Source organism: Asticcacaulis machinosus, assembly GCF_028550435.1.
GTDB classification, from domain to species: Bacteria; Pseudomonadota; Alphaproteobacteria; order Caulobacterales; family Caulobacteraceae; genus Asticcacaulis; species Asticcacaulis machinosus.
Genome location: NZ_JAQQKV010000002.1, coordinates 476,794 through 501,870 on the forward strand (window position 1 = coordinate 476,794; position 25,077 = coordinate 501,870).

Annotated in this window: 19 protein-coding genes; 7 read left to right on the forward strand and 12 right to left on the reverse strand. The window is 56.6% G+C overall.

Features of this window, described 5'->3' with window-relative positions; translation table 11 throughout:
• Positions 1-6 precede the first annotated feature (6 nt).
• Together PQU98_RS10615 and PQU98_RS10620 are read right to left on the reverse strand one after the other, a co-directional pair.
• Complete coding sequence (locus PQU98_RS10615; RefSeq protein WP_272744918.1) at positions 7-759, reverse strand: FadR/GntR family transcriptional regulator; 753 nt, start codon at positions 757-759, stop codon at positions 7-9.
• Positions 760-916: 157 nt separating this feature from the next.
• Positions 917-3,799 carry a TonB-dependent receptor gene (locus tag PQU98_RS10620; RefSeq protein WP_272744919.1) on the reverse strand — a complete coding sequence of 961 codons (2,883 nt, stop codon included), beginning with the start codon at positions 3,797-3,799 and terminating at the stop codon, positions 917-919.
• A gap of 595 nt (positions 3,800-4,394) precedes the next feature.
• Here PQU98_RS10620 and manD point away from each other — a divergent pair.
• The 5 genes from manD to trhA are packed head-to-tail and all read left to right on the forward strand — an operon-like array spanning position 4,395 to position 10,626.
• Positions 4,395-5,603, forward strand: coding sequence for a D-mannonate dehydratase ManD (gene manD / locus PQU98_RS10625; protein ID WP_272744920.1), 1,209 nt, complete (start codon positions 4,395-4,397; stop codon positions 5,601-5,603).
• 8 nt (positions 5,604-5,611) lie between these two features.
• Positions 5,612-7,024, forward strand: coding sequence for a glucuronate isomerase (gene uxaC, locus PQU98_RS10630; RefSeq protein WP_272744921.1), 1,413 nt, complete (start codon positions 5,612-5,614; stop codon positions 7,022-7,024).
• A 25-nt stretch (positions 7,025-7,049) separates the two neighbouring features.
• Positions 7,050-9,191 (forward strand): alpha-glucuronidase family glycosyl hydrolase, encoded by a 2,142-nt coding sequence (locus PQU98_RS10635; protein ID WP_272744922.1) that lies wholly within the window; start codon positions 7,050-7,052, stop codon positions 9,189-9,191.
• A gap of 54 nt (positions 9,192-9,245) precedes the next feature.
• Positions 9,246-9,905, forward strand: coding sequence for a DUF6629 family protein (locus PQU98_RS10640; RefSeq protein ID WP_272744923.1), 660 nt, complete (start codon positions 9,246-9,248; stop codon positions 9,903-9,905).
• 58 nt (positions 9,906-9,963) lie between these two features.
• Positions 9,964-10,626: a PAQR family membrane homeostasis protein TrhA gene (gene trhA, locus PQU98_RS10645; RefSeq protein WP_272744924.1), complete on the forward strand. Its 663-nt coding sequence runs from the start codon at positions 9,964-9,966 to the stop codon at positions 10,624-10,626.
• Positions 10,627-10,629: 3 nt separating this feature from the next.
• Here the strand turns inward: trhA and PQU98_RS10650 are convergent, their stop codons facing one another.
• The 3 genes from PQU98_RS10650 to pelA all read right to left on the reverse strand — a co-directional run bounded on the left by PQU98_RS10650 (position 10,630) and on the right by pelA (position 14,623).
• The gene (locus PQU98_RS10650) at positions 10,630-12,114 is read right to left on the reverse strand and encodes a methyl-accepting chemotaxis protein (protein WP_272744925.1); all 1,485 of its coding nucleotides are present in this window, start codon (positions 12,112-12,114) and stop codon (positions 10,630-10,632) included.
• A 464-nt stretch (positions 12,115-12,578) separates the two neighbouring features.
• Positions 12,579-13,421: a TIGR00266 family protein gene (locus tag PQU98_RS10655; protein ID WP_272744926.1), complete on the reverse strand. Its 843-nt coding sequence runs from the start codon at positions 13,419-13,421 to the stop codon at positions 12,579-12,581.
• A gap of 71 nt (positions 13,422-13,492) precedes the next feature.
• The gene (gene pelA, locus PQU98_RS10660) at positions 13,493-14,623 is read right to left on the reverse strand and encodes a pectate lyase (protein WP_272744927.1); all 1,131 of its coding nucleotides are present in this window, start codon (positions 14,621-14,623) and stop codon (positions 13,493-13,495) included.
• A 233-nt stretch (positions 14,624-14,856) separates the two neighbouring features.
• Here pelA and PQU98_RS10665 point away from each other — a divergent pair, with 233 nt between their 5' ends.
• Positions 14,857-15,612: a DUF7847 domain-containing protein gene (locus PQU98_RS10665; protein ID WP_272744928.1), complete on the forward strand. Its 756-nt coding sequence runs from the start codon at positions 14,857-14,859 to the stop codon at positions 15,610-15,612.
• 192 nt (positions 15,613-15,804) lie between these two features.
• Here the strand turns inward: PQU98_RS10665 and PQU98_RS10670 are convergent, their stop codons facing one another.
• The 7 genes from PQU98_RS10670 to PQU98_RS10700 form a co-directional block, all read right to left on the reverse strand.
• Complete coding sequence (locus PQU98_RS10670) at positions 15,805-16,752, reverse strand: RDD family protein (protein WP_272744929.1); 948 nt, start codon at positions 16,750-16,752, stop codon at positions 15,805-15,807.
• Positions 16,739-17,779, reverse strand: a complete 1,041-nt coding sequence (locus PQU98_RS10675) for a stage II sporulation protein M (RefSeq protein WP_272744930.1) — start codon at positions 17,777-17,779, stop codon at positions 16,739-16,741. Before PQU98_RS10675 ends, PQU98_RS10670 begins: the two co-directional genes overlap by 14 nt.
• A 9-nt stretch (positions 17,780-17,788) precedes the next feature.
• Positions 17,789-19,096 (reverse strand): DUF58 domain-containing protein, encoded by a 1,308-nt coding sequence (locus PQU98_RS10680; RefSeq protein WP_272744931.1) that lies wholly within the window; start codon positions 19,094-19,096, stop codon positions 17,789-17,791.
• Between the two features lie 16 nt (positions 19,097-19,112).
• Positions 19,113-20,063, reverse strand: a complete 951-nt coding sequence (locus PQU98_RS10685) for an AAA family ATPase (RefSeq protein WP_272744932.1) — start codon at positions 20,061-20,063, stop codon at positions 19,113-19,115.
• 4 nt (positions 20,064-20,067) lie between these two features.
• Entirely contained in the window at positions 20,068-21,615 is a 1,548-nt protein-coding gene (locus tag PQU98_RS10690) for a hypothetical protein (protein WP_272744933.1), read from the reverse strand.
• Entirely contained in the window at positions 21,615-22,346 is a 732-nt protein-coding gene (locus PQU98_RS10695; protein ID WP_272744934.1) for a hypothetical protein, read from the reverse strand. The genes PQU98_RS10690 and PQU98_RS10695 overlap by 1 nt, the downstream gene beginning before the upstream one ends.
• Positions 22,347-22,417: 71 nt before the next feature.
• A complete protein-coding gene (locus tag PQU98_RS10700) occupies positions 22,418-23,296 on the reverse strand; it encodes a LysR family transcriptional regulator (RefSeq protein WP_272744935.1) in 879 nt (292 codons plus the stop codon).
• A 170-nt stretch (positions 23,297-23,466) separates the two neighbouring features.
• On the opposite strand from PQU98_RS10700, the gene PQU98_RS10705 reads away from it, so the two are divergent.
• Entirely contained in the window at positions 23,467-25,074 is a 1,608-nt protein-coding gene (locus tag PQU98_RS10705) for a carboxyl transferase domain-containing protein (RefSeq protein WP_272744936.1), read from the forward strand.
• The last annotated feature ends 3 nt before the right edge of the window (positions 25,075-25,077 follow it).

Sequence of the window (25,077 nt, forward strand, 5' to 3'; positions counted from 1 at the left end):
GACGACTTAATCCGTCACCCCTTTAAGGCGGCGGGCGATGGCCTGGCGACGTTCGGAATTGGCCTGACGGACGCGTTCAACCGCCACGATTTCGGTGGCGTTCAACAGATGCTCGATCACCCGGTCAAGGTGATCGTGCATAGCCTGACGCGCCGCATTGCCAGAGCGGCTTTTGAGCGCGGCCAGAATGTCCCCATGCTCATCGATGCGCGCCCCCATGCCGAGATTAGCCGCCCGCGCCAGAATATTACGCGCCAGCGGTGAGCGGTAACGCCAGTCCCACAGGTTTTCGACACAGGACGCAATCGCACCATTACCGCTGATCTTGGCAATCAGGACATGGAATTCACGGTCAGCCCGCTCAGCCCGCTCAGGGTCGGCATGGTGCATCTGGGAGACCAGATCTTCGAGTTCGGCCACCTGCTCATCGGTGATCAGGGTCGCCGCCAGCGCGCACACTTCGCCTTCCAGCAGACGGCGCGCTTCGATCAGTTCAAACGCCCCGATCTCAGAATCCGAGAACGGCAGCGGATCAGGTTTGGTCTTGGTGACAATGATCCCTAAGCCATGCTTGGCTTCGATCATGCCTAAGATTTCCAGCGCAATCATGGCTTCGCGCAAGGTCGGGCGACTGACGCCGTATTGCACGGCCAGATCCCGTTCCGGCGGCAGACGGTCGCCGGGCTTATAGCGGCCGGACTGAATGTCCTCGGCAATAGAGTCAGCGATACGACGATAAAGTTTCTTCGGTTCAGACATATGTGTTCATTATCCGGACGGCCCAAAGCCGTGTCAGCCATCTACCTATGCCTGATTTGCATCGCTTTAGAAAGACTTAACGCTCTTGACCTCTGGCGCAAAAAAAGCGGCACACCCGAAGGCATGCCGCTAAGGAAGGAAGGTTTTAGATGCGGGATCAGAACTTACCGCTCCAGCCGATGTGATACATCGCACCGGGGTTGAAGTGGCTGTAAGGTGCATTTTCATAGCCAAACAGGGTGCGGAACGGCTCATTGGTGATGTTGGTGGCTTCAAAGGTGATCTGACCGTCTGAGCCCCAGAACGAGGTATTATAGCTGGCGGCCATATCGACCTGACCGCGATCGGTGGCCTTGAGCGGCAGCATCAGGCCGTTTTGCGGCGCGCCGGCGACAATGCGTTCATCGAACCAGACATAGCTGAGGCGGAACGACAGTTTATCGTTTTCATAATAGCCGGTGGCATTGACGGTTTGCGGCGACAATTGCGCCTTGGCGCCGTCAAAGCCGTCATCCAGGTGGGTGTAATTGGTGCTGAAGCCCAAACCCTCGACAATAAAGTCAAGAGGCTGCACCCAACCCAGCTCAATGCCGGTCAGGTTGATAGAGTCGATATTCACCGGCGTATTAACAAACACCTGTGCCACCGACGGGCCGCCGCGATCGTTAATGGCTTGCTGTTGCTGAGCCGTCAGGGACGCGAAATCAATGCCCAGATCCGTGAACAACTGGGTCGTCTGACGGACCTGCGTATAGCCGGTGACGTGCTTCTTGAAGATCGCGGCACTGACATAACCCAGACCGCCGGTATAGTATTCCGCACCCAGATCATAGTTTTCAGAATAATAGGGCTTGAGCGACGGATTGCCCGACGAAGCGTTCTGCGCCGACGGATCAGAGAAGCTGACGCCCGGCAGGAGGCTGTTAGGGTTAGCGCGGGTCACGGTCTTTGAGGCCGCCGCCCGCACCAGCAACTTATCGGTCAGCTTGGTCGAGGCGTTAAATGAGGGCAGGACGCCGCCATAGCTGGTTTCCAGCGTCTGGAAGGTAGTCACGCCATTGACGGTGATCGGCCCCGTTACGGTCTGATCGGTTTCAAACCAGCGCACGCCGTAATTGACTTTCACATCAAAGGACGCGATCGGGAAGGTGGCGGCATATTCGCCGTAGAGGCCTTGCGTGCTGTCGTTGATCCGGCCCGAAGGTGTGCCCAGTGCCGAGCTGTTGGTTCTGGGTGCCGCCGCATTATAGGCGGCATAGTTGGTCGCCGCTTTCAGCTTATCGAGATCGGGCAGCACATGCAGGGTAAAGCCGGGTGTTCCATCCAGAATATGGGTGAAATTGGACGCAGGGCCCGTGCCCAGATAGCCGGCAATGGCCGTTTGCGGTACTGCCGCAAACGCAAAGGCCTGATAGTTGGCCGAGTTATCATAGGCTTGAATCCGACGGTCAGCCTCATCATAGGCGTAGCCGGTTTTGAGTGTCGCGCCATTATCAAAATCATAGGTCAGATCAGCGTGGGCGCCCTGAGTATAGGTGCTGCGCTTGACGTTCTGAATGTTGACGCGGTTCCAGGTCCAGCCCAGATTGGGATCAGCGATATTGGCGCTGGGCTTAATGGTCGGGATATCACCGTCATTGGTATAGGTGATCGTCAGGCCTGAATTAAACGGCGTATTGAACAGGAAGCTGGGGGCCTCACGGAAGAAGACGCTGTGGGTATAGTTCAGTTGCGCATCCAGCCGCAGCTTTTCATTGATCTGCCAGGTCATGCTGGGGTTGATATTAATGAAATCGAGATCTTCGTCAAAGGTGCGCGCTTCGACAAACATGGCCGAGTTGGCAAAGGTGCCTGATGTCACGACATTGTTGGCATCGACCTTAAGGTTCAGCGGCACCATGCCGCCGGTGGCCGCCGTCGATGAGTTACGCACGAACCAGTTGAAGCTGGAGCGGTCATATTCGCCCTTAGCCTTGGCACCCATGATGTCGAGCGCAAAGCGCAGATCATCGGACGGACGATATTCAACCGCTCCCAACAAGGTAATCCGGTCACGCTTACCGTCGATGTAGTTCAGACGGCCCAGACGCGGGATCATGGCATTGGTCAACTGATTGGCCGTAAGGCCGGGATTGAGCGCCAGAAGCTGCGAAAGACCCAGCGTCATGCCCGGCGTCAAGCCATTGCCGGCATTGGCCGGAACGACAGTGGCGAAGCTGAAATTATTGCCCTGAGCATTGCTGCAATCGGTGCTGCCGGACGGGCAGGCCAGATTGGCATTGCTCCAGCCGACCGAGTCAAAGCCGTCAGAGCGGGTGCGCTGGCTTGATCCGGCAAGGCCAACCAGAACGCCCCACTTGTCCCAGGTCTTGGAGAAGGTAATCGCACCGCGCGGGGCAAATTCTTCGGAAGCCTGACCATAGGTGCCCGACACGGACACGCTGATGTGCTGACCCTTATCGTCAAAAGGGCGGGCATTGCGCATGTCGACGATGGACATGCCGCCTTCAAGCTGGCTGGCCAGCGGGGATTTCGAGACGGTCAGGCGCGTGAACAGTTCAGACGGAAACAGGTCAAGGTCAACTTCGCGGTTGGACGATCCCCCATCGATACCGCCGTCAGACGCCACCGCCACGCCATTGCCGTTCAGGACGACCTTGGTGAAGCTGGGGCCGAGGCCGCGCACATTGACCTGCGTGCCTTCGCCCGTATAGCCGTTGCGCGAAATCTGCACCCCCGGAATACGCTGCAGCGATTCCGCAAGGTTCAGGTCAGGAAACTTACCCATGTCCTGCGCAAAGATGGAGTCAGTGAAATTGACGGCATTCTGCTTGGCGCGCGCGGAATTCAGCAGTGAGCCGCGATAACCGATCACAACCACTTCGGTGACATCTTCGCTGGCAGCAGGCGTTGTGGCTTCGGGGGCGGCGTCCTGGGCCCACACCGAACCGGCCATCCCCGCCAGAATAGTGGCCCCCAGAAGGGTGGCGCGGGCCATGCGGGAGCGCGCACGCGCACGGCGTGAGAAGCTGATATCCATTTGTTTCTCCATGTATATGGCCTGACCAGCCATAGGCTTTTTTTGTTTTGAAATTTTTACGGCGATTTGTGACCGCTACCTGTTAGCGCTAACTTTCCTGACCGGACTTGTCAATATGGTCAGACCAATATTAGCGCTTTAGCGTCAAAATTACGCATCCGCCTTTATTGGATTCAGCTCTTTTATATTGATATTATTAAAATTTTTCAGCCATACACAAGACTGTGAGTGCCTGACCACAACCACCATTTCCCCATAGGCGTGTTTTTTCTGTAACACCTTAAAGTACCTGAATTGACAGCGCTTACATTGTCATACAAATACGTATTTTATGGCACAAATACCTAGCATATTGTTGCCAGATATACCACCTTGGGTGAATAGAGGCTTTTATCAAGAAAAAGCTTGCGCAACCGGGGTCGATTTAGGTTATATATGAAAATAGGTCATACCAATTGAGCGCTGGCTAAAAAATGATCATGACTAAAGTCGTGACATGAGGGAACGGAACATTTTTAAACTATGACAGCCTGAAGAGCCTGTCCGCAAACCGGACACCATTCATTCAGGCTGCGGCTTCGGAGTATTACGCTACATGAAAATCACGTCCGCCAAGGTTATTGTCACCTGCCCCGGCCGCAACTTTGTTACCCTCAAGATCATGACCGACGAAGGTGTCTATGGTCTGGGCGACGCTACCCTTAACGGTCGCGAGCTGTCGGTCGTGTCCTACCTCGAAGATCACGTCATTCCGTGCCTGATCGGACGCGATCCGCACCAGATCGAAGACATCTGGCAGTTTCTCTACCGCGGGGCCTACTGGCGTCGGGGGCCGGTGACCATGTCCGCCGTCGCCGCCGTTGATATGGCGTTGTGGGACATTAAGGGTAAGGTCGCAAACCTGCCGGTCTATCAGTTGATGGGCGGCAAGTGCCGCACGGGCGTCATGGTCTATGGCCACGCCAACGGCACCTCGATCGAAGACACCATTGAGGTGGCGCAATCCTATAAGGCTATGGGCTATAAGGCGATCCGCCTGCAATGCGGGGTGCCGGGTCTGGCCTCGACCTATGGTGTGTCCAAGGACAAGATGTTCTATGAGCCTGCCGATGCCGACCTGCCGACGGAGAATATCTGGTCGACCGAAGCTTACCTGCGTGTAGTCCCGAAACTGTTTGCCGCGGCCCGTGAGGCTCTGGGCGAAGAGGTGCACCTGCTGCACGATGTTCACCACCGCCTGACTCCGATCGAAGCCGGTCGCCTGGGCCGCGATCTGGAACCCTACCGCCCGTTCTGGATGGAAGATGCCGTGGTCGCTGAAAATCAGGACAACTTCCGCCTGATCCGCCAGCATACCACCACGCCACTGGCCGTAGGCGAAATCTTCAACTCGATCTGGGACTGTAAAGACCTGATCCAGAACCAGTTGATCGACTATATCCGCGCCACCGTCGTCCATGCGGGCGGCCTGACCCACCTTAAGAAAATCGCTGCCTTTGCCGACATCTATAATGTCCGCACCGGCTGTCATGGCGCCACCGACCTGTCGCCAGTCTGTATGGCCGCCGCCCTCAATTTCGATGTGTCGGTTCCGAACTTTGGTGTTCAGGAATATATGCGCCATACCGATGCCACGGATGAGGTTTTCCCGCACCAGTATTATTTCAAGGACGGCGATATGATCGTCAACGAAACCCCAGGACTGGGCGTGGATATCGACGAAGAAAAAGCCGCAAAATACCCGTATCAGCGCGCCTACCTGCCGGTGAACCGTCTTCAGGACGGCACCCTGTTTAACTGGTAGGCCATGACATGGCCGTGCTGAAACTGCATCCCGACCGGCTGCTGCCGGCAGATCCGACCACTCGCGATATAGCCCGCAGGCTTTATCAGACGGTCAAAGACCTGCCGATCATCAGCCCGCACGGCCATACCGACCCGCAGTGGTTTGCCGATAATGAGGCCTTTCCCGATCCGGCGCAGCTTCTGATCGTGCCGGATCATTACGTCTTTCGGATGCTCTATTCGCAAGGTGTTGATCTGGCCGCTCTTGGCATCGCCACGCACGATGGCACCCCGTTTGAGACCGACCCGCGCAAAATCTGGAAAACCTTCGCCGACAACTATTACCTGTTCCGGGGTACGCCGTCACGCATGTGGCTGGACTGGGTATTCTCAAACGTGTTCGGCATCGACGTCACCCTGACACCGGATACGGCCGATCACTATTATAACGTGATGGCGGCGGCGCTGAAAACCGAAGCCTTCCGTCCGCGCGCCCTGTTTGAACGCTTCAATATCGAAGTCATCGCGACGACCGAAGGGCCGCTGGATGACCTACGCCACCACGCAAAAATCCGCGAGAGTGGCTGGAGCGGACGAGTTGTCACCGCCTATCGCCCTGATCCGGTCATGGATCCGGAGCATGTCGGCTTTGCCGAAAATCTGGCGCGGTTCGGGCAACTGGCAGGCGAGGATATAACCACCTATGCCGGTTATCTGAAGGCCCATCAAAACCGCCGCGCTTTTTTCCGTGAAGCCGGCGCCACCTCAACCGACCACGGCCATATTCGGGCGACCACCGCCAATCTGCCGCCCGCTGAGGCGGCGGCGCTATATGACAAAATCCGTTCCGAGGATTTTACCGCCCACGAGGCCGACCTGTTCCGCGGGCAAATGCTGACCGAGATGGCGCGCATGAGCCTTGACGACGGCATGGTGCTGCAACTGCATCCGGGCGTATATCGCAGCCATAACCAATATGTGTTGGAACGCTTCGGGCGGGATAAGGGCGCGGACATTCCGTTGCCGACCGAATATGTCCATGCGCTGAAACCCTTGCTGGATGCCTACGGCAATGATCCGCGCCTGACCTTCATTGTCTTTACGCTGGATGAAACCGTCTATTCGCGCGAACTGGCCCCGCTGGCCGGTCATTATCCGGCGCTGAAGCTCGGCCCGCCGTGGTGGTTCCACGACTCACCCGAAGGCATGCGCCGGTTCCGCGATCAGATGACCGAGACCGGCGGTTATTACAACACCGTCGGCTTTAATGACGATACCCGCGCCTTTTTCTCCATTCCGGCCCGCCATGATGTGGCGCGTAGGATGGACTGTGGACATCTGGCGCGGTGGGTGGCCGAGCATCGCCTTGATGAAGATGAGGCTGCCGGGGTCGCCTTTGATCTGAGCTACAAACTGGCCAAGCAGGCCTACAAACTATAATATAAACAAAAACGGGAGGTTTGAGATGTTGCGATGGATAGTGGCGGTTTGCGCCTTAATGTTAGCGCTACCTTTGTCAGTTTCCTCGGCGCGGGCCGAGGACGGTTATGATCTGTGGCTGAGATACCGGCCGGTTGAAGCCGGATATACGATCCCCGCCACCTCTATTGTTTCCGAAGGTTCGACCCCGACTCTGACCGCCGCCGCCGAAGAACTGAAACGCGGTTTGACGGGCCTGTCGGGCAAAGCCATCGACACCGGAACCGTTAGCGATAACGCCATCATCATCGGCACCCCGTCCAGTTCGGCATCGATTGCCATCCTTAATCCAGACCTGACCAAGGCTGGTGAAGAGGGCTATGTCATCCGCACCACGCGTCTGAACGACAAGCCGGTAACGATTATCGCCGCCAATCGCGATATCGGTGTGCTGTACGGTGTGTTTGAATATCTGAGGCTCATACAGACCCGCCAGCCCCTGACAAATCTCAATATAGCTGACACGCCCAAGGTTAAGCTGCGTGTGCTAAACCACTGGGATAATCTCGATGGTTCGGTTGAGCGCGGCTATTCCGGTACAACCATCTGGGACTGGTGGAAACTGCCGGATGTCAGGCACCCGCGCTATACCGACTATGCCCGCGCCAATGCCTCGCTCGGTATCAACGGTACGGTACTCAATAACGTCAATTCCAAAGCCGTTTCCTTAAGCCCGGCCTACATCCAAAAGACCGCCGCCCTGGCCGATGTGTTCCGGCCCTATGGCATCAAGGTCTATCTGTCGGCGCGCTTTTCGGCCCCGATCGAAGAGGGGGGCCTGAAAACCGCCGACCCGCTTGATCCGGCGGTCAGAGCGTGGTGGAAGGCCAAGGTCGATGAGATCTATGCGGCCATTCCCGATTTTGGCGGCTTTCTGGTTAAGGCTAATAGTGAGGGCCAGCCCGGCCCGCAGGACTATAAGCGCAACCATGCCGACGGCGCCAATATGCTGGCCGAGGCGCTGAAACCTCATGGTGGCGTGGTCATGTGGCGCGCCTTTGTCTACAGCCACGAAAAGCCCGATGACCGCCACAAGCAGGCCTATGATGAGTTTAAGGCGCTGGATGGTCAGTTTGCTGACAATGTGCTGGTGCAGGTCAAAAACGGTGCCATCGATTTCCAGCCGCGCGAGCCTTTCCATCCTCTGTTCGGGGCCATGCCGAAAACCCCGCTGATGATGGAGTTTCAGATCACTAAGGAATATCTCGGCTTTTCGACCCACCTCGCCTATCTGGGCCAATATTACGAAGAGACGCTCAAGGCCGACACCTTTGCAAAGGGTAAGACGGGAAACACCGTCGCCAAGGTCGTCGAAGGCGCGATCGATGGCCACACACTGACCGGTATTGCCGGTGTGGCCAATATCGGTATGGATCGCAACTGGTCGGGGTCTGATTTCGATCAGGCCAACTGGTACGCCTTTGGACGGCTGGCCTGGAACCCGCAGGCCTCATCGCGCGCCATTGCCGACGACTGGGCCCGGATGACCTTTTCCAATGATCCCGCCTTTGTGGCACCCGTCGTCGATATGATGATGACGTCGCGCGAAACCGTGGCCGATTACATGACGCCGCTGGGCCTGCATCACCTGATGGATACCGGCCACCACTATGGGCCGGGGCCGTGGGTTGATAATCTGGAGCGAGCAGACTGGAACCCGGTCTATTACCATAAGGCTGATATCAATGGCATCGGCTTTGATCGGATGAAAACCGGCTCGAACGCCATCAGTCAGTACACCCCAAAAGCTGCCAAAGCATGGGCCAACCCAAAGACAATGGATGAGCGCTATCTGTTGTGGTTCCATCATGTGCCGTGGGATTACAAGGTCAAATCGGGGCGCAGCCTGTGGGATGAGGTGGTCATTACCTATTCCAAAGGGGCCGCCGATACCACCGCCATGCGCAACCGCTGGGCGTCGCTTAAACCCTATGTGGATGCGGAACGCTTTGACGCCGTAGCGACCAATCTGATGATCCAGGAACGCGAAGCCAAATGGTGGCGCGATGCTTCGGTCGCCTATTTCCAGTCGGTGTCCAAACGGCCCCTGCCTGAGGGTTATGCCCCGCCGGAAAAGACGCTGGACTATTATAGGTCACTGAAGTTCCCCTACGCGCCGGGGAATTAGTTTACTTAGGCCGAAAAGCACGTCACCTTCGCCGGGTATACGGAGGGTATCTGCATGTGTTTTTCGGCCCCGGTCAGCTTTGCCGCCAGCGCCTTTATCGCCACGGCGGGCGTCATGGCCCTGCGCGAAACCACATTAAAAACCGAAAAGCCGTTCGCGTCCGTGCCACTGCTGTTTGCCGTTCAGCAGTTTATCGAAGGCTGTCTGTGGGTGCTTTTGCCACAAACCGGAACGGGGGTGGCGACCCACGCCCTGACCCAAGGTTACGCCGTCTTTATCGGGGTGATCTGGCCGGTCGTCATACCGCTATCGATCCTGCTTATTGAACCCGGCCTGTGGCGCAAACGCCTGATGCAAGTGGTTTTGCTGCTCGGCGTGGCCGTGTCCGCCTTCACCCTGATGATTATCCTGAGATACGGTGTGACCGTTCAGATGGTCAATCAGTGTCTGGTCTATACCAACCCAGTCGGTGGCGGATTCTGGATCAGAAGCGCCTATGTCGTCGCCACCTGCGCAGCGTTCTTTATCTCAAGTCACTTGAGTGTGCGCGTTATTGGCACAGCAATGGTCATAGGTTTTGCCGTGGCCTATAGCTTTTTCAGGCTCAACTACCCGTCGGTGTGGTGTTTCTTTGCCGCAATTATCAGCGCCCTGACCTACTGGCACTTTCGGCGCCAGCGCGAGATTGCCGTTAAGGAAACCCTTACGGTGTAACCGTTCTGAACCGAATGTGATTGGCCTGATCCGCATTTAAAGGCCTATCATAGCGTTCATGAACCTACCTGTAGTCACATCTGAGCATTATCCTACCCGCGGGGAGCGCCGTGCCGACCTTATCGTGCATGTGGTCGGCCTGTGCATGGCTCTGTTTGGCGGTGGGGTAGCGCTGGGACTGGCCATCAGCCACGGTTATCTGGGTAAGGTCGCCGCCATCAGTGTTTATGCGCTCGGCTTCATCGCCATGCTGGCCTTTTCGACCGCCTATAATTTCGCCAAACCGAGCTGGCAGCCGTTTCTGCGCCGTCTGGATCATGCCGGCATCTTCCTGATGATCGCCGCCAGCTATACGCCCTTTACCACTCAGGCGCTGGACGGCGGCTGGGCGATCGGTATGACCGTGGCGGTCTGGACTCTGGCGGGCTTAGGGATGGCCGGTAAGTTGTTCCTGCCATCCTTAAGCAAAGTCATATGGATCGTGTTCTATCTGGCGCTCGGTTGGCTGATTGTTATCGCCATCAAACCGATGGTGCGCGAAGTGCCCCTGCCCGCCATGATTTTGCTGGCCGCCGGCGGCGTGGTCTATAGCGTAGGCACCATTTTTTACATGATGAAGCGCCTGAAATTCCGCCGCGCCATCTGGCATGGTCATGTGTTGGCCGGAGCCTCCGCTCACTATGCCGCCGTATTGGTTGGAATCGTACTGGCCGTAAAATAGGCCCTAGGCGACCAAAGTTTCCATCTCCGACTTGACCCTGGCCGAAGCATCCGCGACCTGAGAAAAGGTTTCGGAAATCGTGCTCAGGCTGTCATTGATCTGACCGACAGCGCCCACCGCGGTTTGCATATTGTGGCTGATTTCGCCGGTCGCGGCATTTTGTTGTTCGATCGCGCTGGCGACTGACGATACGTTTTCCAGAACGCCGGTCATAGATTGGGTGATCAATCCTAAGGCGTCAACCACTTCGTTGGTCACCGCCTGCATATTGGCAATTTCAGAGGCAATGGTCTGGGTTGAGCGAGCGGCCTGATTGGCCAGCGACTTGACCTCAGACGCCACGACCGCAAAACCGCGGCCCGCCTCACCCGCGCGAGCCGATTCAATGGTGGCATTAAGCGCCAGCAGATTGATCTGGCCCGCAATATCCTGAATCAATGTCACAATGCCGGTCATGGCTACGGCCGAATTATTGAGGGTGCCCGCAGACGTATTGGCATGAGCGGTGTGGTCGAATACACCTTCGACGCTGGATTTGGCGCTGGTCATGGCATGGGAAATTTCGCGCACGCTCTGGCTCAGTTCCTCGGACGCTGCCGCTACGGAATTGATAATCGCGCCGGTCTCAGACGAAGCGTCGGAGGCGCTGCCCGCCATTCGGTTACAGACCAGTATCTGTTCTATCACTCCATTGAGGTTTTGATTGAGAGTTTCGTTGCGCATCCGTTTTTTGACAATTTCAGTGATGTCGGTGGCAAACTTGACGACCTTTACGACCGCGCCCGTATCATCGAAAATCGGATTGTAGGCGGCCTGAATAAAGACATCTGAACCATCGCGTTTGATACGCCTGAACTCTCCGGCCTGAAACTCACCCTGGCCCAGGCGACGCCAGAAATCACGATAGTCCGTAGACTGATTATAGGTAGTGTCGCAGAACATACGGTGGTGCTGGCCCTCAATATCTTTCAGGTTATAGCCGAGCGTTTTAAGGAAATTGTCATTGGCCGTCAGAATGATGCCGTCGGTGGTAAACTCAATCACCGCCTGAACACGACCAATCGCGGACATCTTGCCCTTGTAATCAAGTTCCTGAAGCTTGTCGGCGGTAATGTCTGAGGCGAATTTTATAACCTTTACCACCTTGCCGCGGTCGTCGCGGACCGGATTATAGGTGGCCTGCAGCCAGATGATGCGTCCGCCTTTGCCGACGCGCTTGAACTCACCGGCCGAGAAAGTGCCGTTGGCCAGATCATTCCAGAACCGCCGATAATCATCGGTCGCCGTATAGGCCGGGTCGCAAAACAGACTGTGATGCCGTCCGCGTATTTCCTCAAGGCCATATCCCACAGTATTCAGGAAATTGGCATTGGCGCTTAATATATCGCCGCCGGGTGTGAATTCGATAACGGCCTGCGACGCGTTAAGCGCCGAAATGATGGCCTGATCTTCATGATTGTTACGCCCACTCGAAAGCCATCCGAACATGATTTATCTCCCGATATCCTTAAAGAGCCTCTACCCCAGCGTGTGCCATTCTGGCACTCAAAAGCTTTAACAAAGGGTTTAGGCTGGGGTTAAGGATTCTGGAAATTAAATATTTGAGGCATGTTATTATTTACAAAAACGGTAATACTTGCTGTGAGCTAGAAAATTTAATACTAAATCTTTGTTTGCTAATATAGTAAACATTCACACTTGATTGTCATCACAAAGCCCCAAAAAAGATAATATATAACTGTAATCCAACAATTATTCGCAATAACACGTTATCTGTAATAATTTAATCACTAATAAATTTGCGGATGGGGTCAGCCGGAGCCTGAGGCAAGCTTTAAGAAATACAACCTAAGAGATATTTCCGGTGCGAGTGTGGTTACATTGACACAACCATAAAAAAACGGCGCAGGCAGAACCTGCACCGTCATGATATATCTAATGGTCAGCCAAAATTAATTATTGCCGCCAATCAGGTCGCCCAGCCCTCCGAGGACCGAGCCTTCACCGCGGTTCTGACCACCGCCGGCCGCTGCGGCCAGAATCCGCCCGGACAGGCGCGAGAACGGCAGGGACTGGATCCAGACCTTACCCGGCCCGGTCAGTTGGGCGAAAAACACGCCTTCACCACCGAACAGCATGGATTTGACCCCGCCTGCCGTTATCAGGTCGAAATCGACCGTATCGGTAAAAGCGGCCACACAGCCGGTATCGACATGAAGTTGTTCACCGGCTTTCAGTTCGCGCTCAATGACCATGCCGCCGAATTGTACAAACACCCAGCCATCGCCTTCCAGCTTTTGCATGATGAAACCTTCGCCGCCAAACAGGCCGGTCATGATCTTGCGCTGGAAATGGATGCCGATGGAAACGCCCTTGGCCGCGGCCAGAAACGAGTCCTTCTGACAGATCAGACGCCCGCCATATTGATCAAGCTTCAGCGGCACGACCACGCCCGGCACCGGCGCCCCAAAGGCCACGCGGGCCTTACCGCCACCGTTATGGGTGAAGACGGTAGTAAACAGGCTCTCTCCGGTCAGCAGACGCTTACCCGCCCCCAGAAGCTTGCCCATAAAACCACCAGCTTGCGCCGAGCCATCCCCGAAGATGGTGGTCATGCCAACGGTGGCATCTTTCCAGACCATAGCGCCGGCTTCCGCAATGGCGCTTTCGCCCGGATCAAGCTCGATCTCGACGAACTGAAGCTCATGGCCCTTGATTTCATAGTCGATGTCGTCGGCGACGCCGGATGCCTTATGGTGAGAGCGCTCGCCAAAGCCTGCGGGATAGTCAGTCATGTCATTTATCCTGATGTGAGTTTGGCCGATGATTAGCACACGGTCACGGCCGGCTTCACCTTAAATCAAATTCATTTAACCGAATGACGGGCTTTCCAGGCCGGATACTCGACCGCGATCAGCCGCTGCGGCCAGTCGCCGTACCAGCTATAACCCGACCGCCGCTCAGGGTGGATGTCGGCATAGGCCTTGACCCGCACCTCGTCACGGTTAGCCAGAACGACCGAGTTATCATTGAGGTCATAGAAACGCGCCCACAAAGGCGGGGCTTTATTATCGGCCACCAGTTCGCGGTCAAAGGTGGCGGTGTGGTAATCGTACTTGACCGGCGGGTCGAGCGGTATGGTCTTTAGGGCATAGCCTTTAATCTGCGAGCGCTTAAGCCAGCTTACAGCGCCCTCAATGGCGGCGATCTGTTGCGGTGTCGGATGGTCTATGCTCATCAGGTAATCGAGCATGGCTACGGTTTCTTGCGATACAATAGCGGGCAGCTCAAAGGTGCGGCCCTTTGACGGTGCAAGGTTTACCGGATCATATTGCCCGGCCCAGCCGGTAAGCTTACCATTCTGCCGGATTTGTAACTTTAAAACGCAGTCATCGCCGCGTTTCAACGCCGCGTCAGTCGTCTGACGGGTCGCTTCATTGATCGACGTAAACGGTGCCTGTTTCAGACTTATTTTGCGCAACATTCTGAGGTTGCCGGAGGTGACCTCATCGGCAATGGTCAGCTTATGATGATAATCTGTCGAGGGCGGTAAGGTATGGGGCCAGCCCCCGCACACCGGCATTTGTTGCGACAGGGTAAACTCCAGCCCCTTCATGGCGGCGGCGCGGTATGTCTCGCTTTTCGTCTGATCATAGACCGCCATCAGATATTCGATCTGAGCATAGATATTGCGGTTATCAAAGCTTGCGCGCGAATCTGATTTTTGCGTGGTGATGGCCGCGATTTCCTGCGGGTCGAGCTTACGGGCCGGATCCTGATTTTCGATCCAGCCGCCATTATGGCGCTGATACAGCAGGATGTTATCGGCGATTTCAACGATCTGATCGTCGCTGTAGCGGGCATAGTCCTTGCCGTGACGGTTTTGCCAATGATGAACGGCGTCGGAAAAGCTGTCCAGCCTGACAGCCTCATAGGCATAAGCCGTGGGTGCCGTAAGCAGCACCAGTCCCAGACATATTGCGCCAAACCGTTTCATGCGATCCTCCATTTTTTGCGGTGATCGTGCCACTACCGCCGCAGAACACAAGCCACAAAATCAGTTGGCAGGGCTAAGATTTCACCCTATGGTCGTGGCGGGTTTAAAGGGGGGCGCGGGATGATAGTTTCAGTATTAAATGAATCGGATTCGCTTTCCCTTAAGAACAGCGATGCGGTTACGCTGTAGCCGAAGTCTTCGCCTAACACATATACTCAAAAAGGGAGAGCCTTATGAAATTTACAATCGGGAACACGCTCAATGAGGGCTTTGCCCTGCTGGGGCAATATTTTGGTCAGATTGCTGTGGCCGGGCTGCTTCTATATGTCCTGCCTATGACGGCCGCCGTTCTGGGGTTATTTTCCAGTTTCGGTTTTGATCTGCAGAACCCGTCCTTACAACTTGAACAGGGGGTATATCTGCCTTTTGGCATTTATATGGGCATGTCGGTGCTGACCGCATTGTTAAGCCTTTCAGTTCTGACCGAAATCATTGTCAAAGGTGAAGCGAAACAGCCGTTCAACCTTGGGGCTTCAATTGGCCGTGGATTTATCAATATCATACCGCTGATCATCGTAGGGATCCTCTCTACACTGCTGATGATGGTGGGTCTGATCTTACTGATTATTCCGGGCTTTATCGTGATGTTGGGCCTTTACGTGGCGACTACGGTTTATATTGCCGAGCCAGGCATAGGCATTATTGGGGCCATGAAACGTAGCTGGGCGCTGACCAAGAACCACCGTTGGCAGATTTTTCTTATTCTGCTGATTATCGGTATCCTGTGTGCCCTGGCGGGCGGCGCCTTTGGTCTGCCGTTGGGCCTTATGGCGGCGACCATTCCACCTATGGTCAGCCTGACCGTTCAAATGATCATCAGCAGCGTTACGTCTCTGGTTACATTTGTATTTGCGGTGGCTATTTATCTGTGCCTGCGCCGCGCCAAGGACACTCACACGCCAGAGACCGTTGCTAACGTCTTTTCGTAATCAGGCGTTGCACTTGATAAGACAAAGCCTCCGCAATCACGGAGGCTTTTTTGTTTAGAGCGGAATGACTTCTAATAGAAGCATTCGCTCAAGCCGCCATTGAGGCGGCGGCCAAGGTGGCGAAGCCAACGCCCGGCGAGGGGCTGAAAAAATAAAGCTAAATCATTATGTTTTACTTGAAAACATGATGATTTAGCGCACCTCGTCGTGCTTATCCTTGCGGCGTTTGCCGAGCAGCATCCGGCTTTCCAGATGGGCGCGTAAGGCCGCATAAAAGGCGCGCAGGAAGGCTTCGTCGGTCGGGACATCGGCGGCATTTTTAGGATCGTCCCAGCCGATGCGGGTCTTGATACGGGTCGCCACCGCCGCCAGGGTCGCGGGCCGACGCTCGCGCAACACTTCCTCCAGCACCCCCAGTTCTTTTTCGCCATAGGCTTCGATCTGGACGCGGGTAAAGATGATGCCGCTGCGGCGGTCAGCCTCGGTATCGGCAAGGTCAATCCCAAGGCTTTGGCGCGGCATATGTACCACGCGGGTGCCGCCCAGAAAATCACCCAAGCGGGCCTGATCACGGTTAAACAGCGGCAGCAAGGCCAGAACTAGTGTCCACAAAAATGCCGACAACGCCACCCAACCGCCGCCCTGCATAGTCATGCCCATCAGGGTCAGGGGCAGATAGAACTCGACCTCCCGCAACATATTGCGGGTGATGACCATCACCGGCGTCAGGTGTCCGCCATCATGGGCGATGACCCTGATTTTCAACACCCGCTTACCCGGTGTCGCGGCGCGCGGCCCCATCTCGAACGCCATGAAATAGCCGGTACGGACAAAGAACATGGCCATGAAAAACAGGATCATCAGGATGTCGCCCAAACCCTTGGCGCGCTTCCAGTCCACCTGCTCGAACGGCAGAATGAAAAACAGCAGGATCAGGGCCACAGGTGCTGCGATGATGATCAGGTAATCGAGAATAAACGCCCCCAGCCGTTCGGCAAAGGTGGCGGTTATGAACGGCAGGCGCACTCCTTCGGGCGTGGTGATATAGGTGACGCGGCGCTGATACTTTCCTTGCGCGTCAAAGCTCAGGGTATCATCCAGTATCGGCGGGGTCTTAGGCGCGGCCCTAGGAGCGACCATGATCAGCCTCTTCGAATTTCAACGATATGCGCCGCCCGACCTGCGTAAAATAGACGGTCCAGATCACCAACATCACGGCGCCTACGCCAAATCGGGCAGCGGTATCTGTGATAAGCTGCCGCCCGAACCCTTCCAGCAATCCCGCCAGCAGCAACATGATCGCCACGCCCAGCATGACCGAGCCGGTCAGCTTACCGGCCTCAACCAGAGCCGCTTTGCGCGTCAGCTTGCCGGGGAACATGATCCGTCGCGCCATATGGAATCCGGCGGCACCGGCAAGGACTATGGCCAGTAATTCGGTCGTGCCGTGAATACTCAGCCAGCCCGCGAAATCGACCAGCAGGCCTTGTCGCGCAAACAGCCACAGCATGGCCCCCAGCAACATGCCATTATGCAGGATCAAAAGGGCCGTCGGTATGCCCGCAATAACCCCCAGCGCAAAGGCAAAGATCGATACCTGCGTGTTGTGTGACATCAAAAATACCGAAAAGACCGCCAGCCCGTCGGTGCTACCTTCGAGGGTTTTCTTAAGGTCAGCGGCTGAGGCCGACAGATTGCGGCCACCTGCCATATCCTCGCCGACCAGTGCCGAATACCAGCTTTGGTCGCCCGCGCACAACAGCCAGCCCGCCACAATCCCGATCACCAGACAAGCCAGTGACAGCAAAAACTCCGGCCCGATACGGCGTACACTGTCGGGCCATTGCCGCCCGAAATAGCCGGTCAGAATGTCTTTGAAACGGGCGTGAGGGCCGTAGATGCCCATATAGGCGCGGGCGCACAGCCCCTGCAGATAGCCGATCAGATTGCGGTCGAGCGAGATCGAGCGCGCCATAGATAGCGACGAGACGGCTGAGCGATAAAGCACCGGCAGGTTCAGAAGTTCATCGGTCGAAAAGCTGTTGAGTTTGCCCTGATCCAGCCGGTCGAGCGCACGGCTCAACGTCCGCCAGTCCTTTTCGCGCGCATCACGGAACTTCTGGCTCTTGAGTTGCAGGGCGGGTTTTGCGGGGTCTTCATCGCTCATGTGATCCTCCTACAACCGGTCGGCTTGTTTGAGCGCCAGATATTTGGTGACGATGAGCGTCGCCATTTGCTCGGTCGGGGCCTCCAGCACCTCAATCCCCTGCCGGCGCAGCAGGGCATGGACGGTTTCGCGCTGGGTCAGCAGGCGCTGGGCGAAAATGGCGCGGCTGACATCTCCGGGGGTGTGCGGCGGCTTGGCGGCCAGATCCTCCAACACTTCGTCGCGGAAGGCCACAAAGATGATGACGTGCTTTTTCGACAGGCGGTTAAGCGCCTCCAGCATCAGATCGGCGCTGATCTCATCGATAAAATCGGTAAACAGCACGATTAGCGACCTGCGCCCAATGCGCGAATTCAGATCGGCCAGAGCCAGGGTATGGTTCGACTCTTCGGCCATGTCCGACAGAGACGATAGCTGATGTTTCAGCACTTCATAACCCTGCATGCCCGACACCTGCGGGACGATATGATAGGGCTGTGACGCAAAGGCAAAGCTGCGGATATTGTCACCGATTTTAAGCGCACAATAACCGAGCAAAAGTCCGGCATAGAGCGCCCGATCCAGCCGTTTAATACCAAGCAGCGGCTCCCCCATCAGCCGCCCGGTATCAAAGGCCAGCACGATATGGTGATTGCGTTCGGCCTGAAATTCCCGCGACAGCAGTTTGAGGTGGCGGGCCGATGAGCGCCAGTCGATCCGGCGCGGGTCCTGGCTGGCATCATATTCGCGCAGGGCATGGAATTCCGAGCCATTATGCAACTGGTTCTGCACGCGCACGCCGTAAATGCTGTCGTAGGAAAACAGCTCTGAGGCATCATGCTGCACACCTTCAATATCGGGGGTGACGACGATCTGACGATCCAGCGTCAGGCGCTTTTGAATCCATATCAGCCCCAGAACGCCGCGGTAACGGACATGGATATCCTCTAAGACCGCGACGCCGCGGGCATGGGCCTTGAGCGCCAGTTCGGCGTGGAAAGCCCCCTCATTATCGGTGATAGCTTGCGCGGTATCGCTGACGATCAGCAGGTGATTGGCCCCGAACCGTACCTCCAGCGCGCCGGGTCTGCGGCCTGAGAAGCTTAAGGTAAACGGCCAGACATAGTCACGGCCCACGCCCATGGTGCGCGGGGTTTTCAGGTCGAGCGTAAGCGTGCGTGACAAGGGCGCAAACAAACCGTCAAACAGCGAAAGCCCCAGAACCCCCAGCATGACCAGTGGCGCCCAGACCCAGCCTTGCGGCCACGCCAAGGCCAGCACGATGCTTAAGGCGACGCACAGGACAAGGATCGTGATAAGGCGGGCGGTGGGGTACATGGTTATCTTTTTTAGGTTATCTGGGTATCTCAACGCGTTCCAGCAGGTTTTGTAGTACGCTGTCGACATTGGCGCCTTCGATCTCCGCCGATGCCGACAGGAGCACACGGTGGCGCATGCACGGGGCATAGAGCGCCTTGATATCGTCCGGCAGCACATAGTCGCGGCCATCCAGCGTCGCCCGCGCCCGTGCGGCCCGTGCCAGCAGCGCACCAGACCGAGGCGATGCGCCAACGCTCAGTTGCGCCACTTCGCGCGTGGCCCGGATCAGGTTGACGATATAGTCGAGATTGGCATCATTCAGCTTGACCTGTGCTACCGTATCGATGGCCTGAGCCAGGGTGGCGGCATCGATGACGCGGGTAATATTGAGCGTAGTGTCGGTCGCCGCCGCATTGCCCGACAGGCTGACGATGCGGCGCTCTTCTTCAATGCTGGGGTAGCTTAAGATGTGCTTGAACAAAAACCGGTCAAGCTGGGCTTCGGGCAGGGGATAGGTGCCCTGCTGCTCGATCGGGTTTTGGGTCGCAATCACCGTAAAGCGCGCGCCCAGATCATGGCGGGTGCCATCCAGCGTCACAAACCGTTCCTGCATGGCCTCAAGCAGGGCAGCCTGCGTCTTGGGTGGGGTGCGGTTGATTTCGTCGGCCAGCAACAGATCGCAGAAAATCGGCCCCTTGCTGAGCGAAAAGCTGGAGGTCTGAAAGTTGAACAGGTTCGAGCCCAGAATATCACCGGGCAGCATATCCGGCGTGAACTGAATGCGGCCAAAGCGCAGATCCAGCGACTGACAAAAGGCCCGCGCCAGCAGGGTCTTGGCGGTGCCGGGAGGGCCTTCGAGCAGGATATGGCCGCCGGAAAACAGCGCCACCAGCATAAGTTCGACGGTGTCGGCCTGACCCACTACGGCTTTAGAGATTTCGGCCCGGAGCTGGTCGGCTAAGGATTTAATGTCGGATATTTGCACGGTGTCAGCTCTCCGTTTGAGGTGGGGTGGTGCGGGATTTAAGGTCGCCTGTTTCAAGACGCCATTGGTGCAGGCGCTGACACAGGCTGATGAGGGCAGCCGGCGTTGTTACCTTGGCTGCGTCGCGGGCGATGGTGCTATAGGTTTCGGTAGTGCCGGTGCGCTCACTTAACTGATCGGCCAGTTCATCGGACGACAGGGTGGCATGGCCCATATAGCCGCGAGCTTTGAGGGCCGCGTCTCGCATCATCTGGGCATAGAGCGGCGCCAGTTTCGGTTCGCGTCCGGCCTTACCCAGCAGTCGCGCGGCATTATCCGCCAGTATGCTGACCCCGCGCCCGAGCGGTGCGGCCCTGACCATATCATGGGCCGGGCCAAAGCGGGCGAAAGCCGCCCACATCAGCCCAAGCCCCAGCACCATAAAGGCCAGAGGCACGGCGATAAACGGCGGCGTGGCGATATGATGCAACAGGCTTTTGTCGACCGAGTGGCCGTTAAAGGTCAGGTTAAAAACGACTGACGGCGGGGAGGACGACTTGCTGCGCACGGCATCAATCAGGGTCAGGGCTGTGACGACTTTTTGCGGATCACCTAAAATCTGGTTGTTCAGCAGGTCAGGGTCAGTCAGCAGATAGACCGGCTGTGTGTAAGGCTTTTCACCAGGCAGGGCATTAACCCGCGCCAGCACAATCTCACCCTTCGGGCCGGTCAGCATAGGGGTGAGTTTAGGCGTCGCCACGACCGATTGCAGGCCCTTGATCTTACCCACCTTAAGCGGGGCCGCGAACAGGGTCTGGCCCACTGCCGGTTGCAAAGTGATATCGCGTGTCAGTTTGGTAGGTGACCGTAAAAATGCAAGTCCGGCGGGTGTGAACTGAAATCCGGTACGCTTTTGATTTTTATCGTCAGTTATGGCGATCTCTTTAGCGGAAACCTTTTGATACAGCAGCCGCGACAAGGTGATTAAGTTCGAATAAGGCTGAGGCTCCTCATTCTGGGACCAACGCGGACGGGTGCGATGGGGCGCGGCGAACCATTTAGGCATAACAACCAAAACCACATCACCTTGCGAACTGTATAAGATGTGTTCTGATTTTTTATCATTGGGAAATTTTGAGGCCCGAAGCTGATCATCCGGCCCGGATCTCGATGAATTACGCTCATATGCAGGGGCAGTTTCAGTGGGGGCAACGGTATTATCTATGACTTCATCCGCAGCTTCATCTATCGGAGTGACGTCATCGTCTGCAGGCCATGAGAGTAGCACATCGCTAACCATCTCAAGCGTGATGATCTCCAGATCATAGCGCTTTTGCGGGCCGGTTTCACGGCGGTTGATATCGCTGCGGTAACCGCGCGCATCGAGCAGTTTATAGAGGCCCTTAAAACCGTGCGGCGAGATCGCGCCCGCATCGGCTGACTGCGGGCTATCCGGATCGAAGGACGGCGAAATCAGGATCAGGGCCGCCGTCGCAAACAGGCCGACGCACAACAGCCCGACGATCATCGGCAGCATACGATTGAGCGGGGGAAGGCGGAATGAGCGTTTCATCAGCCGATCCCTTCGATGGCGACGAAATCGACATAGGCCTGACGGCAGGCGTCGAACCCTTCGCGCCCGACACGGATGCCGGCGAAATAACTCATTTCAACCCAGCGGGTAATCTCCCCGAACGCAGGCCGGGCGTCGGCTGGCAGCAGCGGATGGCTTAAGATATCGCGCGACGAATAGTGGGTGCGCACCAGATCGGGCCGGTAAGCGTTCAGATCGGCCACCGACCTCAGCAATAGCAAATGCACGGCTTCATCATACTCACCCTTGGCCGCCAGCGCATCAATATCGTGCAGCAGGGCGGCGGCGGCGTCTTTGGTGGGCCGCCACATCGTTTCAGGTTTCATCACATCGCGCGGCAGGAAGCGCTCAATCTGCTGGCGGATCAGCATACGCACAAACGGCGACAGCACCAGCATGGCCAGAGCAAATACCAGCAGGTAAATCAGCCAAGGCATGATTGGCCCCAGCGGCGCCAAAATCTTGCCGATAGCGGTGATGACATCGCCCAGCCAGTGCATCAGGTCTTTGAGCCACTGCGGCATTTCGGTCTTGGGCGGCTTAACCTGAGTGAAGTGGGTCTGGATATAGCCGCTGCCGTTGACCTTATCGATCAGGCTGCGGGCCTGATCGGAGGTTAAGGAATCCTGAGTCACAGATGCGTTAGAAGGCGCTGCCGCCGATGCGGAAACGCTCGCGTCCGTCTGACTGTCAGAAAGCCTAAGCCCCATAACCTCTCCCCACCGCACGACCATAGGCTGCGCGCGAATACGGGTCAATCGGCAATTGGATGCGGGGGCCTTTAACGGTAATTTATGCCCGAAAAATAATCCTCGACCCGCCGCATAAAATCATCGGCAACAGCGTGCACGGCTTGAGGCAGTTCATGGCGTGGCCGGAACAATCCGATCTGACGGGTGGGCGTAAACCCTTCCAGATTCACAAAGGCGGCGGCCTCATTTTGATAACTTTGGGGCATGACGGTAGCGCCCACACCGGCCGCAACCATATCGAGCGCCCGCTCATCATTGCGGGTACGATAAACCAGCGGCGGGCGGACATTGCAGTCAGTGAAATAACGGCTGGTCTCAGAAAGCACCTCGCACAAAGACCGCACAATCATTGGCTGATCGGCCATATCTTCGCCGCGCACGGTGCCCGCGCTGGCCAAAGGGTGATCGGGCGGCAGCACCAGACTATAACCTTCAGTATAAAGCGGTACGCTGCGGGCATCTTCGACCCGGCGGATCGACAGCGCAAAGTCGATGCCGCGTTCATCCATGCGGTTGATCAGTTCCTGCTCGGTGCCGTCAGACAGTTCAAACTGTACGTCCGGATGCAGGTTACGAACGCTTTTGATCAGGCCCGCGATACGTTGTGACGGCAGGGTATGGAGCACGCCCAACCTCAGGACCGGCACCTTTTCATCCTGCGCCACTTCGGCCAACGCCAGATTGCATTCGTGCAGTATGGTCTTGGCGCGCGGCAGGAATCGCGCCCCTGCCGTGGTCAGAAACACCCGCTTATTGTTGCGCACAAAAAGCGGCGCACCCACCGTGTCCTCCAGCCGCTTTATGCCTGCTGACAATGTCGGTTGCGTCACGGATGAGGCACTGGCGGCCTTGGTGAACGAGCCGGTTTCAACCACCGCCAGAAAATAACGCAGCAGATAGGGGTCCATTATACTCCCCTGCCTTGGCGGGGGAGGTGGATTTTTGGTGAAACCAAAAAGACGGAGGGGGGCATGCTTGCACCATTATGAATAGAAAATTTCTATCAATTCTATTTTTATAATCGATTTTATCAATTTCAACAAGGCGGCTATCTTTGGTGAAAGCCAAAGGAAACGCCATGACCAGATGGGTCAGCGACATCGATACGGCGTCCGATACCTTCCGCACTAACGCGGCAGGTCTGAAAACTCTGACGTCAGAACTGCACGCGCTCACCGACCGCATCGCCGAAGGTGGGTCGATGGCAGCGCGTGAGCGTCATGTCGCCCGTGGAAAGCTGTTGCCGCGCGACCGTATTGCGGCCCTGATCGATCAGGGCTCTCCCTTTCTGGAGGTCGGGGCTCTGGCGGCGCACGGGGTCTATGACGAGGAGATTCCCTGTGCGGGCATAATCTGCGGTATAGGCCGGATCGAAGGCATTGAATGTATGATCGTGTGCAATGATGCGACCGTTAAGGGCGGCACCTATTATCCGCTGACGGTCAAAAAACACCTGCGGGCGCAGGAGATAGCCCTGACCAACCATTTGCCCTGTATCTATCTGGTCGATTCCGGCGGGGCCAACCTGCCTAATCAGGACGAGGTGTTTCCTGACCGCGATCACTTTGGCCGCATCTTTTTCAATCAGGCACAGATGTCAGCCCGTAATATTCCGCAGATCGCTGTGGTCATGGGCAGTTGCACGGCGGGCGGGGCCTATGTGCCGGCCATGTCGGATGAAACTATCATTGTGCGCCACCAAGGGACGATCTTTCTGGGGGGGCCGCCTCTGGTTAAGGCCGCCACCGGCGAAGTTGTCAGCGCTGAGGATTTAGGCGGCGGCGATGTCCATGCCCGGCGCTCAGGCGTGGCGGATCATCTCGCCGAAAATGATGGTGAAGCCTTACAGATTGCGCGGCGAATTGTGCGCCACCTTAACCGCACGAAGACCGTACCCGTCACGATGCGGGAGGTGCGCGATCCGCTCTATGACCGTGAGGAACTTTACGGCCTGATCCCGTCCGATTTGAAACAGCCCATTGACGCCTATGAGCTGATTAGGCGCATTGTTGACGGCTCGGAATTTGACGAATTTAAGCCGCTTTATGGCGAAACCCTGATTACCGGATTTGCCCATCTTTATGGTTATCCGGTCGGTATTATTGCCAATAATGGCGTGCTGTTTTCGCAGAGCGCCTTAAAGGGCGCGCACTTTGTGGAGTTGTGTGTCGGGCGCGGCATACCGCTGATTTTCCTGCAAAATATCACCGGCTTTATGGTCGGTCAGAAATACGAAAACGAAGGCATTGCCCGTCATGGCGCCAAGTTGGTGACGGCGGTGGCCTGTGCCAATGTGCCCAAGCTGACCCTGATTTTTGGCGGCTCTTACGGGGCCGGTAATTATGGCATGTGTGGGCGGGCCTTTGATCCGCGTTTTGTGTGGATGTGGCCCAATGCGCGCATATCGGTCATGGGCGGCGCCCAGGCGGCGGGGGTTCTGGCCACCGTCAAACGCGACGCCATCGAGGCCAAAGGCGGTACATGGTCGCCAGAGGACGAGGCCGCGTTTAAGGCCCCCTATATCGAACAGTTCGAGGCCCAGAGTCATGCTTTTTATTCATCGGCGCGGCTATGGGACGACGGGGTGATCGACCCTGCCGACACCCGCCGGGTCTTGGGGCTATCGCTGTCGGCGGCCCTGAATGCTCCCATCGAACCGACCAAATTTGGTATATTCAGGATGTGAACC